10 protein-coding genes and 1 pseudogene are annotated in these 13078 nt (G+C 75.6%); 6 read left to right on the forward strand and 5 right to left on the reverse strand.

Annotation, left to right across the window (positions count from 1 at the left end; all coding sequences use genetic code 11):
• The 4 genes from ACWEQL_RS35805 to ACWEQL_RS35820 form a co-directional block, all read right to left on the reverse strand.
• Positions 1 to 189: hypothetical protein (locus ACWEQL_RS35805; RefSeq protein ID WP_452154615.1), on the reverse strand; the 189-nt coding region annotated here is incomplete at its 3' end.
• A gap of 5 nt (positions 190 to 194) precedes the next feature.
• Entirely contained in the window at positions 195 to 1592 is a 1398-nt protein-coding gene (locus ACWEQL_RS35810; RefSeq protein WP_452154617.1) for a SagB/ThcOx family dehydrogenase, read from the reverse strand.
• A gap of 71 nt (positions 1593 to 1663) precedes the next feature.
• Positions 1664 to 4018 carry a TOMM precursor leader peptide-binding protein gene (locus tag ACWEQL_RS35815; RefSeq protein ID WP_452154619.1) on the reverse strand — a complete coding sequence of 785 codons (2355 nt, stop codon included), beginning with the start codon at positions 4016 to 4018 and terminating at the stop codon, positions 1664 to 1666.
• Positions 4019 to 4025: 7 nt separating this feature from the next.
• Positions 4026 to 4964 (reverse strand): JmjC domain-containing protein, encoded by a 939-nt coding sequence (locus ACWEQL_RS35820; protein ID WP_452154621.1) that lies wholly within the window; start codon positions 4962 to 4964, stop codon positions 4026 to 4028.
• A gap of 193 nt (positions 4965 to 5157) precedes the next feature.
• On the opposite strand from ACWEQL_RS35820, the gene ACWEQL_RS35825 reads away from it, so the two are divergent.
• A complete protein-coding gene (locus ACWEQL_RS35825; RefSeq protein WP_452154623.1) occupies positions 5158 to 5460 on the forward strand; it encodes a hypothetical protein in 303 nt (100 codons plus the stop codon).
• A gap of 251 nt (positions 5461 to 5711) precedes the next feature.
• Here the strand turns inward: ACWEQL_RS35825 and ACWEQL_RS35830 are convergent, their stop codons facing one another.
• Positions 5712 to 8864 carry an AfsR/SARP family transcriptional regulator gene (locus tag ACWEQL_RS35830; RefSeq protein WP_452154625.1) on the reverse strand — a complete coding sequence of 1051 codons (3153 nt, stop codon included), beginning with the start codon at positions 8862 to 8864 and terminating at the stop codon, positions 5712 to 5714.
• A gap of 629 nt (positions 8865 to 9493) precedes the next feature.
• On the opposite strand from ACWEQL_RS35830, the gene ACWEQL_RS35835 reads away from it, so the two are divergent.
• The 5 genes and pseudogenes from ACWEQL_RS35835 to ACWEQL_RS35855 form a co-directional block, all read left to right on the forward strand.
• Positions 9494 to 10852: a hemolysin family protein gene (locus tag ACWEQL_RS35835; protein WP_452154627.1), complete on the forward strand. Its 1359-nt coding sequence runs from the start codon at positions 9494 to 9496 to the stop codon at positions 10850 to 10852.
• On the forward strand, positions 10849 to 11874 hold the full coding sequence (locus ACWEQL_RS35840) for a hemolysin family protein (RefSeq protein WP_452154629.1): 1026 nt from the start codon (positions 10849 to 10851) through the stop codon (positions 11872 to 11874). Before ACWEQL_RS35835 ends, ACWEQL_RS35840 begins: the two co-directional genes overlap by 4 nt.
• A gap of 224 nt (positions 11875 to 12098) precedes the next feature.
• Entirely contained in the window at positions 12099 to 12407 is a 309-nt protein-coding gene (locus tag ACWEQL_RS35845; RefSeq protein ID WP_452154631.1) for a GNAT family N-acetyltransferase, read from the forward strand.
• A complete protein-coding gene (locus tag ACWEQL_RS35850) occupies positions 12404 to 12886 on the forward strand; it encodes an OsmC family protein (RefSeq protein ID WP_452154633.1) in 483 nt (160 codons plus the stop codon). The genes ACWEQL_RS35845 and ACWEQL_RS35850 overlap by 4 nt, the downstream gene beginning before the upstream one ends.
• A pseudogene (locus ACWEQL_RS35855) lies at positions 12879 to 13078 on the forward strand (pirin family protein); the annotation flags it as partial. The gene ACWEQL_RS35850 and the pseudogene ACWEQL_RS35855, both read left to right, overlap by 8 nt.

The raw sequence follows: 13078 nt of genomic DNA on the forward strand, positions 1-13078 counted from the left end.
CGCCGCCGTACGACCGGGCGCGCCCGGCGCCGGCCCGGGGTCCGCCGCGACCAGCAGCGCGGGGACGGTCGCCCCGGCCAGGACGGCGGCGGCGAGGGCGACCGCCGTACGGCGCGGGGCGAGTCGCAGCGGCTCGTCCGAGGCGGCCACGGCGTGCCGGCTGCGCAGGGCGCTGACCCGGTACTCCACGGGGCTCAGCCCTCCGCCCGCGGCAGGCTGCCGAGCACGAACTCGCCGACGCTGGACTCCTCGAGCGGGTCGAGGCCGGTCGCGGCGGCGAAGGTCGAGGCGTCGCCGCCGCCGAGCGCGCAGGGCGCCAGGCCGAGCGCGGTGGCCACCCCGTAGAAGGTCGCGTAGAGGGCGCCGACGTCCTTCAGCAGCACCGAGTAGCCCATGTTCTGGTACTTCCACATGAGCCGGCCGAACCGGGCGGCGATCACCAGCAGCACCTGGGGTTCGCGGTCCATCACCGCCGTGTGGCGGCCCGTGCGGAGCAGTTGGCGGACAGCGGCCGGCTGCGCCGGGAGCAGCTCCAGGCCGTGGCCGACCGGGTCGTAGTGGTACATCCCGGCCGCCAGGCCGTCGACATGGCTCACCACCGGGTAGATCTCCAGCTCGTACAGCGCGCCGCCACCCGGGTAGGGGCGGTGCGAGAGCTCCTGGGTGCCGTCCGACATCCGCTCCCGGACCCGGGCCGAGCGGTAGAGGAACTCGCCGAGCCGGTCGAGGGTCAGCGGCCGCTCGGCGTCGTGCGCGCGGTGCGAGGCGCGGCGCTCCAGCACCTCGCCGTGGCTCATCTCGAAGAGGGGGCCGGACGCCGCCGGCACCGGCAGCGCGATCCGCTCGCCGCCGAACGGCGGGTGCTCCAGGAGCAGCGGGCGGTGGCGGTCCTTCGCCCAGTAGGAGCCGCCGTAGGGCAGGTCCGGGCGGCCCATCCGGGCGCGGTGGTGGAACCACAGCTCGTGCGGGCTCCACTGGTCGGTGGCGAGCTCCGCCTCCTCGCTGCCGGCGGCCACCAGGAAGCCGTACTCGACCAGCAGCGCGCGGACGGCCGTCGCCACGGCGTCGTCGGGGTCGACGGGTGCGCCGGGGGCCGCGAACAGGCCCGCGGACTCCAGGAGGCCGGGCTCGTGCAGGCGGAACTCGCCCGCGGCGCAGGGGGATTCGAGCACCGGCTCGGCCCCGTCCCGGCGCAGCACCGCGAACCGGGAGAGCACCAGCTCGGCGCCGGCGGCGGGCGCCGGCACCGGGCGCCAGGCCCGGCACTGGCGGACCGTCAGCAGCAGTCGCTCGCCCGCCCACAGGCTCAGCCGCAGCAGGCCGTCCTGGCCGAGCCGCCGGCGCAGCCCGACCAGCGCGAAGGTGGCGGCCGGGTCGCCCGCGTGCTCGGCGAGCAGCTCCGCGAAGTCGGTCTCGCCGGCGGCGAGCCGTTCGAGCGCGTCGCGGACGGCCGGGCGCGGCTTGGGCAGGCTGAGCACGCCGTTCGGGCCGGCGATGGTGGCGGCGCGGTCGCCGTCGAGGTGGAGCGCGCTGTCGGGGCGCAGCCGCAGTGTGGCGCGCGGGGCGTCGGAGGGGAGTGCGGGCGGGAGCACGGGCGGGGCCTTTCCAGGAGAGCGGGGGCCACGGAGGGGGTCACGCGGCCGACGGGGTCGGGAGAGCGGGATCAGAAGAAGACGCTTCGCGGGTTGAGTTCGTCCTCGGCGAGCGGGCGGTCCAGCCAGCCCAGCCGGACCGGCACGTCGTAGAGCCGTCCCGGGCCGAGTCGGCGCCAGAAGTGCCGCAGGCCCGGCACCACGACCTTGGCCACGTGCAGCTCGATGTCCGGCGGCGACTGGTCGACCACCAGGACCTCGTGACCGTGCCGACGGGCCAGCTCGACGCAGTGGCGCACGTCGGTGGCGGCGTCGCCGCTGTGCGTCAGGGGGTGGTCGGCGAGGGTGCGGACGGACAGCGCGGGATTCGGCCGCAGCCAGGGCTCCTCCTCGACCCTGACGTTCTGCAGCCACTCCAGGGTCTGCGGGTCCTCCTCCCAGTAGAAGGTGGAGCCGTCCGGGTTGCGCATGCTGACCGAGGGCAGGAACTGGTTGGCCTCGGTGAGGGCCCGGACCACCGCGATCCTCGGGTCGAGGTGGGCGCCGAAGCCGAGCACCACGTCCTCCACCGGCCGGTCGAGCCGGCGCGAGACCGCGACGAAGGCGGGGACGCCGAGGTCGGTGGTGATGTCGAGGACCTGGAGGTCCCGGTCGATCGAGGCGTAGTACTCGCGCAGTGTGGTGATGTACGGGTCGCCCAGGCTGTCCAGGTCGAAGCCGGGACGGGGGATCCGGTTGTACCACCAGAGGCTGACGGCGTCGCGCTCGACCAGTTCGCAGAAGCCCTGGAGGATCGCCTCCTCCAGGGTGTTGCCGGCCGCGTGGCCGTTGCCGTCGGTGTAGCAGAGGTCGAACTCGTACAGGTCCGGGTGGCCGAACCAGGTGTAGACGGCCGGGATCAGCCGCTCGCGCTCCTCGGTCAGCGACCAGGCGGCCGTCCAGGAGATCCGCTGGTCGGGGTCGCAGGGCTGCGGGACCATCTGGAGGCGGCCGGAGTCGGTGTGGTTCCACTGCTCCGCCTCGCGGTACTGCCGCTCGGAGAAGAGCAGCAGGTCGGCCATCGGCACCGCCCGCTCCGGCCCCAGCTCGGCGAAGCTCGCCTCCACGGTGGGCCGGTCCCCGCGCCAGACGCCGGAGTACCGCTCGACGGCCTCGCACATCGCGCTGACCTTGGCCTGGATCTCGGTGCGGCCCTTGCCGCCGCTGATGCCGCGGACATTGCGGCGAAGCGCGTCCAGGTTGTGCGCGACGGCGAAGTTGTGGCCGGAGAAGTAGCTGTAGGTGATGCCGTTGTCGGAGGCGTTGAGCAGTTGCAGGTGGCTGATCGCGCCGGTGATCCGGCTGACGTGCTTGCTCAGCCGGCGGTGGGTGTCCTCGGGCCGGACCGTGCGGTGACCGCCGTCGGTGCTGAACCTGACCTCCGCGGGGGCGAGTTCGATCCTGGCGGGTCGAGCGCTCAGCAGGCCGGGGTCGCCGCAGCCGGGGCACTGGGGTCGGCGGACCAGTTCGTGGCGCTCGCTGTCCAGGGTGGCGACGGAGAGGGAGACGACGGCCCCGCGCAGCACCGGGTGGTCGCCGGTGGTGGCCAGCTCGGTGAGCGCGGTGGCCACCAGGTTGGCGCCCGTACCCAGGGTGGCGGGCACGGCGGGCCGGGCGCCCGGCGGGGCCGGGGCGGGCTCCGCGTCCGGGTCGGACCAGGCGCGCAGGTACTGCTCGACCGGACGGTTGCCGGCCAGCCGGGCGGCCAGACAGCGCCAGCAGCCGGTGGCGTCCTCCTTCGCGTCGTCCGTGGCCTTCCCGTCCTTCCCGTCCTTCCCGTCCTTCCCGTTCGCCGCGGGCCCGGGGACGAAGAGCGGTCCGAGCCAGAGCTCGGCCCCGGTCGGCTTGACCAGCAGCCAGCGCCGGCCGGCAACCCGCAGCCGCTCGTCCAGCGGGCCGAGCGCGGGGTCGAGGTAGTCCTCGCACAGCACGAGGACCAGGTCGTCGTCGGTGCCGGCGGCCAGGTCCGCGGGGCGGGAGGCGGCGCTCAGCCCGGCGTCGGCCAGCGCCTCCAGGTAGGGTGCCGGGTCGGTGAGGCCCAGGGCGACCACGGCCACGGAGGTGCCGGCCAGCGCGGCCCGCGCCCCGGCCGGGTCCAGTCCCCGGGCGTCCCACGCGGCGAGTTCGGCCTCCGGCAGGTCGGGGCGGCCCTCCGCCAGGTGGCCGAGCCGCTGGTACTTGGCGACCGCGCCGAGCACCCCGGCGAAGGTGAGCGCGCCGTCGAGCCCGGTGACGATGTCGGCCAGGCTGTGCCGGCCGTCGAGGAAGGGCAGGACGCGGACGGCGGGCTCGCCCTGGACGACGAAGTGGCGGTCCTCCGCGACCAGGAAGACGCGGTCGCCGAGGACACGGGGAGTCAGATGGGCCTTCAGCCGGGGATGGTTCATGTCGGGCTCACTTCTGCTTCGGATCGGGCTCGCCGGGCAGGGCGAGCGCGGTGAACGACGGTCGGGGCTCGCCCTCCTGGGCGCGTACGGTGCTCCGCCGGGCGCGGGCGACCAGTTCGGCGGGGTCGAGTGCGGCGAGGCGGGCCGCGTACCGGGCGAGGAGTTCGGCGGCCGCCTCCTCCAGGCCGGCCTCGTCCAGCGGCCGGACCGGGCCGGACCAGGCCTCGGCGAGCAGCCGGCCGGCCTCCTGGTGCAGCTGGCGGCTGCCGATCTCGCGCAGGGTCAGCGACAGGTGCAGGGAGAGCCCGTGCTCGCCGACCGCGCGGTGGGCGAAGCCGCGCGGCAGGTAGAGCACCTGGCCCGGCTCGATCGTGGTCTCCAGCAGCACCGGGCCCGGCCGCGGGCAGGCGTCCGGCTCCCAGTGGCCGTCGGCGGGCCCGCCGTGCACCCGCCAGCTCTTGCTGCCGTACAGCTGCAGGACCAGTACGTCGGCGTCGTCCCGGTGGGTGGGCAGGGCCTGCCGCCCGGGCGGGGTGAGGAAGACGAACGCCTCGACCGCCCGGCCGAGTTCGGCGCGCAGCCGGGCGGCCAGCCGGGCCACCGGCGGGTGCCACTCGTTGACCTGGGCGAGCAGCAGGGTGCGGCCGGCCGCCAGGCCGCGGCGGACGGCCAGCGGGTCCAGGTAGCCGGGCTCCCACTGGTCGACCACCCGGCGGCTGACCGTGTACCCGGCGGCCGGCAGGTCCACGCCGAACTGCCAGAGACGGCCGTACGGGTGGCGCAGCTGGCCGCAGTCGATCAGGTCGTCGAGGTCGGCCAGCCGGAACACGTCGGTCGGCGGGGCCGTCGGTGTCATCAGCAGCGGCCGGCGCCGCCAGACGTCCCGCCAGAAGGTCTCGGGGTCGTCCACCAGGCCGCCCAGTGGGGTCCGCTGTTGTCCGTCCATCGGCCGTCATCTCCTCGCTGCCGCCGCTGCTGCGCTGTGCGGACCGAGCGTGCCGCGCGCCGATCACCGGGCGATCCGCGCCGCGTCACCGTGCCCCGGGCGGGGCCGGCGGCGGGTGGCGCGGCGCGGTGGAGAGCGGCGCAGAGCGGTGGAGAGCGGTGGAGAGCCGCGTAGATCGAGCGAAGATCGACGGATGGCAGGCTGTCGCGCGTCAGAGCACCCGGACCTGGAGACCCTCACCATGCGCCGTTCCCACCATCGTTCCGCCGCCCGGTTCACCTCCGGCGCCCTGCTCGCGCTCGGCGCCGCCCTGACGGCCGGGGTGGCCGTACCGACGGCGGCGGTCGCCGCGCCGGAGACGACGGCGGCGGCGCACGGCGGGCACGCCCGGACCTGCCGGGAGGTCCCGGCCACGCCCGGCACCGCCCACGACCCGCAGGGCATCGACCACTGGAACAACACCGGCTCGGAGAAGCCGCTGCCGATCTGCCTGTGAGCATCGTCGGGCGGTGACCGTCCGGCGGGACCAGGGTGGGCGGGCGTCGTCACGGGCAGCCGACCGTCCGCCCTCCCGGGCCCGCCGCGAATCGCTCCGCTCGCACCGGGCTCCGTGCCCTCGTGCCCGCACCGAGCTCCGTGCCCGGCCGTACCCCCGTCGGCCGGGCGCGGGTACGTCCTGGCACGGGTTGTCCGGGCACGGGTTGTCCCGGCGTCGGTATGCCCCGGCGCGGGTACGTCCGACAGGGGTCAGGAGGCCTCGGCCGGTTCGGCGGGGTGGACCATGAGGAGCCGGGTGTCCTCGCTCTCCGGCAGGCCGAGGCGGGCGAACAGCGCCTGCGCCCGGTGCAGCCGGGTGCCCGCCTCCTCGGCGCGGCCGACGGTGGCCAGCGCGCGGGCCAGCACCACCAGGGCCTGCGCCTCGTCCCGTTCGGCGCCGAGCTCCGCGCAGTCGTCCACCGCCCGGCGGGCCAGCTCGACCGCCTCGCCGGACCGGCCCAGCAGGCGCCGGGTGTCGGCCAGCCGGTAGCGGGCCTGGGCCCGGCGCAGCCGCAGCCCGGAGGCGTCGCAGAGCCGCAGGCACTCCTCCAGGACCTCGGCGGCCGCCCGGTAGCGGCCCTGCGCGTGTCCGGCCAGGCCGAGGATGTACAGCGCGTAGGTCAGGCCGCCCGGGTCCCCGGCGGCGCGCAGTCCGGGCAGCAGGTCGCGGCAGACGGTCTCCGCCTCTCCGGCCCGGCCGGCCCTGGTCCGGGCCAGGGCGGCGTTGAGCGTGGTCGTGGTCTCGCCCGTACGGTGGCCGAGCGCGCGGGCCAGGGCGCCGGCCTCGTCGTAGAGCGCCACGGCCTCCTCGTAGTCGCGCCGGAACTGGGCGACCAGCCCGAGGTCGTTGAGCACCTGCTGGAGGACCACCACGTCGTTGAGCGCCCGGCAGGCCTCGGCGGCCCGCCGGCTGTGGGCCTCGGCCTCGGCGGGCCGGCCGGCCTGGACCGCCAGGTTGCCCCGGATGAACTCGGCCCGGCCGAGCGCGCCCCGGTCGCCGGCCCGTTCGGCCGCCGTGGCCACTGCCGCGGCCGCCACGGCCAGTCCGGCGCAGCGCGGGTCTGCGGTGAAGGGGCTGAGCGCGATCAGCAGGTCGGCGGCGACGCGGATCTCCTCGTCCGTCGGCCGTTCGGCGACGGTGGCGAGGATCGCGGTGATCGTCGCGTCGAACTCGGTGGCCACCCACTCCGCGGCCGCCGCGGCGTCGGCGAAGTCGGGGGAGGGCCCCGCGGCGGCGCGCAGCACGCCGGCCACCGGGTCGTCGGCCACCACCACCCGGAACGCGGCCGTGGCGCCGGCGAACAGGAAGTCCAGCTGGCGGCGGAGCGCCGCGCGCCGCTCCCCGCCGTCCCCGGGGGCCTGGTTCCCGGGCGCTCCGTCCGCCGGGTGCCCGGGCTCGGTGGGGTCGCCGGGCGATCCGTGCCCGGCGGGCGGCGTTCCGTACCCGGCGGGCGTGCCGTGCCCGGGCGGCGGCCCGTCGGGGAGCTGTCCGGCGAAGACCCGCAGCAGCTCGTGGTAGCGGTAGCGGCCGGGGCGCGGTGCGATGACCATCCCGGCGTCCACCAGCGACTCCAGCAGGAGTTCGGCCCGGCGTTCATCGGCGCCCAGGACGGCGGCGGCCGCCGCCAGGCCGATGTCGGGACGGCTGACGGCGGCGACCAGCCGGAAGGCCCGGGCCTGGTCCCGCGTCAACTGCCGGTAGCCCCAGTCGAAGGTGGCGGACACGGCGAGGTCGCCGACCCGGAGCTCGGCGATCCGGTGCTGCTCGGCCTCCAGCCGGGCGGCCAGCTGTCCCACCGTCCAGGCCGGCCGGGACGCCAGCCGGGCGGCGACGATCCGCACCGCGAGCGGGAGGTGGCCGCACAGGTGCATCAGCTCCCCGGCGGCGGCCGGGTCGGCGGTGACCCGCGGCGGGCCGGCCACCCGGGCGAGCAGCCCGCTGGCCTCCTCGGCGCTGAAGACGTCCAGGTCGATCTGGGCGGCCGTCGGCAGGCCGAAGAGACGGGACCGGCCGGTGACCAGGACGGCGCACCGGGCCGAGCCGGGCAGCAGCGGGCGGACCTGGGCGGCGTCCCGGGCGTTGTCGAGCAGGACCAGCACCCGGCGGCCGTCGAGCAGTGAGCGGAACAGCCGCGCGCGGTCCTCGCCGGACTCGGGCACGGCCGCGGCGCCGACGCCGAGCGCGGCCAGGAAGCTGGCCAGCAGCACCCGGGGGTCGGCCGGTTCGGGCTGGTCGCCGCGCAGGTCCGCGTACAGCTGGCCGTCGGGGTAGTCGGCCCGCAGCTGGTGGGCGACCCGCAGGGCGACGGCGGTCTTGCCGACCCCGCCCATGCCGGCGATGGCCGCGATCGGCAGGACGCGGTCCTCCTCCGGGGTGCCGGCGTCCTCGCCGAGGGCGGCGCGCAGGGCCGCCAGCTCCGCCGTACGTCCGGTGAAATCGGCGGTGTCGGCGGGGAGTTGGGCGGGTACCGGGTGTGCCTCGGGCTGCGCCTCCGGTTCGTCCGCCGTGGCCGTGGCCGTGGCCGTGGCGGTGGCTGAGGGTGTGGGTGTGGGTGTGGGGGAGGGCGCGGGCGGTTCCGCGGGGCCGGCGACGGCGAGCAGCCCCGGGTCGCCGGCCAGGATCCGCCGGTGCAGCTCGCGCAGTTCCGGCCCCGGGTCGACGCCCAGTTCCTCGGCGAGCACCCGGCGGACCCGGTCGTAGCAGGCCAGCGCGTCCACCTGACGGCCGCCGAGGTAGTAGGCGCGCATCAGCAGCGCGTGCGGGCGCTCCCGCAGCGGGTGCCCGGTGGTCAGCTCGTCCAGCACCGGTACGGCCAGGGCGGCCCGGCCGAGCCGGAGCTCGACCTCGCAGTGCTGCTCCAGCAGATCGATCCGCAGCTCGGCGAGCCGGCCGCGCCACTGTTCCGCGAACGGCCCCGGTACGCCGGTCAGCGGTTCGCCGCACCACAGCTCCAGCGCCTCGTCGAGCAGCCGCCGGGCCTGCGACAGCCCTTCGCCGTCGGTGGTCGCGGGGTCCAGGGCGAGGATGTCCGCGGCCAGCCGTTCGGCCCGCGCGGCGTCCACCGCTCCGGCCGGGACGACCATCCGGTAGCCGTCGCCGACCGAGTGGAGCAGGTCCTCGCCGACCGGTTCCAGCGCCTTGCGCCAGCGCCAGGCGTAGGTGCGCAGCATCGAGGAGGCGCTGGGCGGGGCGCATTCGCCCCACATCGCCTCGATCAGCTCACCGGCGCCGATCGGCCGTCCGGCGCGCAGCAGCAGCACCGCCAGCATCGCCTGCTGGAGCGGGGAGCCCACCGGCAGCTCGGTCTCCGCCCACCGGGCCCTCGGCGAACCCAGCAGAGTGAATCGAACGGAGTCCGTCATCGCTGCCCTGCCCCCCATTGCGCCGCGTTCCCCGAGCCCCCGCCGAGCACGCCGCTGGCGGATTCTCCGCCGGAACGTGATCATAGCCCTGCGGCTCGGCGCGCCCGCAACGCGCGCGTGGCCAGGGAAAGGCGCAGGTGGGGCCGGTCCGGGGCGGTCGCCTGCGTGCTCCGGGCCGGGCGAGGGGCCACCCGGGCCGGCGGAACGGGGTGGCTGTCGGGCGGCTGTAGGACGGCTACGCCAAGCGCTCCCGGGCGAGGGCCGCCGCCGCGGAGTCCGCCGTGGGTTCCGGTGCGCGCCGGTGCGGAGTCCGGCCTCCCGCGCCGCGGTCCGACCCGCCCCCTGGTCCACCGATCCCCGGGCCCCGCCACCTCCCCGGACCTGCCCTTTCGCGGGCCGGGCGGGTGCGGTGGGGCCCCGGAATCGTTTTTTGCCATTCGTTTACACTCTTGTAGAACATGGCCGCCCCGGAAGGGGCATGATTCGGCCACCGGAACGATCACTCACCGACTCACAGCCTGCTAAGGAGCCGCGGACCCCGCGATGGACGAGCCTCCCAGTTATCACCGTGCCCTCCCCATCCCGATGTGCGCCCGGTGCGGCGCCCGGCGCGGGACGGGGGTGGCACGGTGACCGAAGTGCTGCTCCTGCTCGTGGCGCTGGCCCTCACCGCCGCCTGCGCGGTGTTCGTCGCCGCCGAGTTCTCCCTCACCACCGTCGAACGCTCCGAGGTCGAGCGGGCGGCCGCGGCCGGTGAGCGCGGCGCGGCCGGCGCGCTCCGCGCCGTCAAGCGCCTGACCTTCCAGCTCTCCGGCGCGCAGCTGGGCATCACCGTCACCAGCCTGGTGATCGGCATGCTCGCCGAGCCCGCCGTCTCCGCGCTGCTGCGCGGCCCGCTGGAGGCCGTCGGCCTGCCGTCCGGCGCGGCCGGGACGCTGTCCCTCCTCCTCGGGGTGCTGATCTCCACGGTCGTCCTGATGGTCGCCGGCGAACTGGTCCCCAAGAACTGGGCGATCTCCCGCCCGCTGGCCGTCGCCAAGGTCGTCGCCGCCCCGCAGTACGCGTTCTCGGCGGCCTTCTCGCCGCTGATCGGCCACCTCAACAACACGGCCAACCGCGCGGTGCGCCGCTTCGGCCTGGAACCGGCCGAGGAGCTCGCCTCGGCGCGCACCCCGCAGGAACTCATCGCGCTGGCCCGGCACTCCGCCCGCGAGGGCGCCATCGAGCCCGACACGGCCGACCTGTTCGTCCGCACCCTGCGCCTGCGCGAGCTCACCGCCGAGAACGTGATGACCCCGCGCATCGACGTCCAGGCCCTGGAGGAGCACGCCACCGCCGCCGACGTCGCCAACCTGACGCGGGCCACCGGCCTCTCCCGGTTCCCGGTCTACCGCAACAGCCTCGACCACGTCGTCGGCATCGTGCACATCAAGCACGCCCTCGCGGTGCCCGCCGGCGAGCGCGCCCAGCGGCGGGTCTCGACCCTGATGGTGCCCCCGCTGCTGGTCCCCGAGACCCTCACCGTCGACCGCCTGCTCGACCGGCTGCGCGGCGAGGAGACCCTCGCCGTCGTCATCGACGAGTACGGCGGCACCGCCGGCATCGCCACCCTGGAGGACATCGTCGAGGAGGTCGTCGGCGAGGTCCGCGACGAGCACGACCCCAACGAGATCCCCGACCTGCTCCACCTCGGCACCGGCCACGACGGCCGCGGCCACTGGGACGCCGACGGCATCACCCGCACCGACCAGCTGGAGGCCCTCGGCATGCCCGTGCCGGACGGCCCGTACGAGACGCTGGCCGGCCTGATCGCCGGCCGGCTCGGCCGGATCCCCGTGGTCGGGGACGAGGTCGAGGTCGGCGGCTGGCTGCTGGAGGTCCACAGCGTCGCCCACCACGTCGCCGAGCGCGTCCGGGTGACCGGCGCCGAACCGGTCCGCGAGGACGCCGAGGGCGACGACGCCCGTGAGGAGAAGAACGACCGATGACCGTCGTCCAGCTGGTCATCGGCCTGCTCACGCTGCTCACCAACGCCTTCTTCGTCGGCGGCGAGTTCGCCCTCATCTCGGTGCGCCGCAGCCAGATCGAGCCCCGCGCCGAGTCCGGCGACCGCCGGGCCCGTACGGTCATCTGGGGTCTGGAACACGTCTCGGCGATGCTCGCCACCGCGCAGCTCGGCATCACCGTCTCCTCGCTGGTGCTGGGCGCCGTCGCCGAACCGGCCATCGCCCACCTGCTGGAGCCGGTCTTCCACGGCATCGGCGTGCCGGACGCGCTGACCCACCCGATCGCCTTCGTGATCGCCCTCACCGCGGCCACCTACCTGCACATGCTGATCGGCGAGATGATCCCCAAGAACCTCGCCCTGGCCGCGCCGGAGAAGGCCGCCTACCTCCTCGTCCCGCCGCTGGTCGCCACCACCCGGGCGCTGCGGCCCCTGGTGTTCTCGATCAACGCCTTCGCCAACGGCATCCTGCGGCTGCTGCGCGTCGAGCCCAAGGACGAGGTCGGCTCGGTGTTCACCGAGGAGGAGCTGGCCCGGATGGTCAAGGACTCCTCCGACGCCGACCTGCTCAGCGAGCGCGACACCGAACTCCTCCAGGACGCCCTGGAGCTCGGCTCCCGGCCGGTCTCCGAGGTGGTCACCCCCAGCTCGGACGTGGTCTTCGCCCACCCGGGCACCACGCCCGAGCAGCTGGAGGAGCTCGCCGCCCGCACCGGGTACTCGCGCTTCCCCGTCCTCGGCGCGGACAAGAAGGTCACCGGCTACCTGCACATCAAGGACGCCCTGGACGCGGAGGGCATGCGCGACCGGCCCTTCCCGCTGCGCGCCCTGCGGCCCATCGCCCGGGTCGCCGAGCAGACCCCGCTCGACGACGTGCTCACCGCGATGCGCCGCTCCGGCACCCACCTGGCCGCCGCCGTCACCGCGGACGGCACCGCGCTGGGGCTGGTCACCATGGAGGACGTGCTGAAGGAGCTGGTCGGACCGGCTCCGGCCACCAGCTGATCCTCCCGGTCGCGGCGGCACGGTACGACACGGCGCGGCACGGTTCGGCGGGCCCGGGAGGGCCTGCGGACCGTGCCGCGCCGTTTCTCATCGGGCCCCATGGCCGGCCCGGCCGACACATCGTCACTATTGGAGCGGTGGTTGCACATCGATTTAGTTGAATGATAAATTAACCGCACCGCCGACCACCGGACGGCCCCGACCGCCGACCCCTGGAGGGAACCATGACCACCACCCACGTGGCGGACAACCCCGAGCAGTCCCGGTACGAGATCACGGACGACGGTGAGCTCGCCGGCTTCGCCGAGTACCACCGCTACGAGAACGAGCTCGCCTTCATCCACACGGAGATCGACGAGCGCTTCGGCGGCCGCGGCCTCGGCGGTGCGCTGGCCCGCGCCGCCCTCGACGACGCCCGGCGGCAGGGGCTTGCCGTGCTGCCGTACTGCCCGTTCATCCGCGGCTGGCTGAGCAAGCACCCGGACCACGTCGACCTGGTGCCCGCCGCCCAGCGCGACCGGTTCGGCCTGTGACCGCCGTGACGGCGCAGGGCCCGCAGGACCCCGCCACCCCCTCCGGCCCCTCCGGCGCGGACTTCGTACGGGCGGCCGCCGCCGTGGCCACCAGCACCGGGGACGACTACCGGGTGGACGTCCGCTCCGGGCGCCACAAGCTGTCCGCCGACGAACCCGAGTCCGCCGGCGGCGCCGACACCGCCACCACCCCCGTCGGCCTGCTGCTCTCCGCACTCGGCTCCTGCACCGCGATCACCCTGCGGATGTACGCCCAGCGCAAGGGCTGGCCGCTGGAGACCGTCCGGGTCCACCTCGGCTACGAGAAGGGCCCCGAGGAGGCCGTCCGCATCACCCGCCGCATCGACCTGGTCGGCGACCTGGACGACACCCAGCGCGCCCGCCTGCTCGACATCGCCGAACGGACCCCCGTCACCCGGGCCGTGACCGCCGGGACGCCCATCGTCCCCGCCCCCGGAAGGACCGCGCACCATGACTGAGACCGCCCCCACCCCCGTCCTGCGCGGCGGCCGCGAGCACACCCCGGCCGGCCCCGTGAAGGAACTGCTCGCCCCGCGCGAGACCGCCCTCGGCGCCAGCACGGTGGTGCGGCGGCTGTTGCCGAACCTGGGGCGGCGGATGGTGGGCGCGTGGTGCTTCGTGGACCACTACGGTCCGGACGACATCGCGGA

This window comes from Kitasatospora sp. NPDC004240 (assembly GCF_053603215.1).

What these genes read in the sequence shown, in the direction of transcription:
- ACWEQL_RS35815 (WP_452154619.1), bottom strand. Translation starts at nt 4,018, where the DNA reads ATGAACCATCCCCGGCTGAAGGCCCATCTGACTCCCCGTGTCCTCGGC.
- ACWEQL_RS35820 (WP_452154621.1), bottom strand. Translation starts at nt 4,964, where the DNA reads ATGGACGGACAACAGCGGACCCCACTGGGCGGCCTGGTGGACGACCCC.
- ACWEQL_RS35825 (WP_452154623.1), top strand. Translation starts at nt 5,158, where the DNA reads ATGGCAGGCTGTCGCGCGTCAGAGCACCCGGACCTGGAGACCCTCACC.
- ACWEQL_RS35830 (WP_452154625.1), bottom strand. Translation starts at nt 8,864, where the DNA reads ATGACGGACTCCGTTCGATTCACTCTGCTGGGTTCGCCGAGGGCCCGG.
- ACWEQL_RS35840 (WP_452154629.1), top strand. Translation starts at nt 10,849, where the DNA reads ATGACCGTCGTCCAGCTGGTCATCGGCCTGCTCACGCTGCTCACCAAC.
- ACWEQL_RS35845 (WP_452154631.1), top strand. Translation starts at nt 12,099, where the DNA reads ATGACCACCACCCACGTGGCGGACAACCCCGAGCAGTCCCGGTACGAG.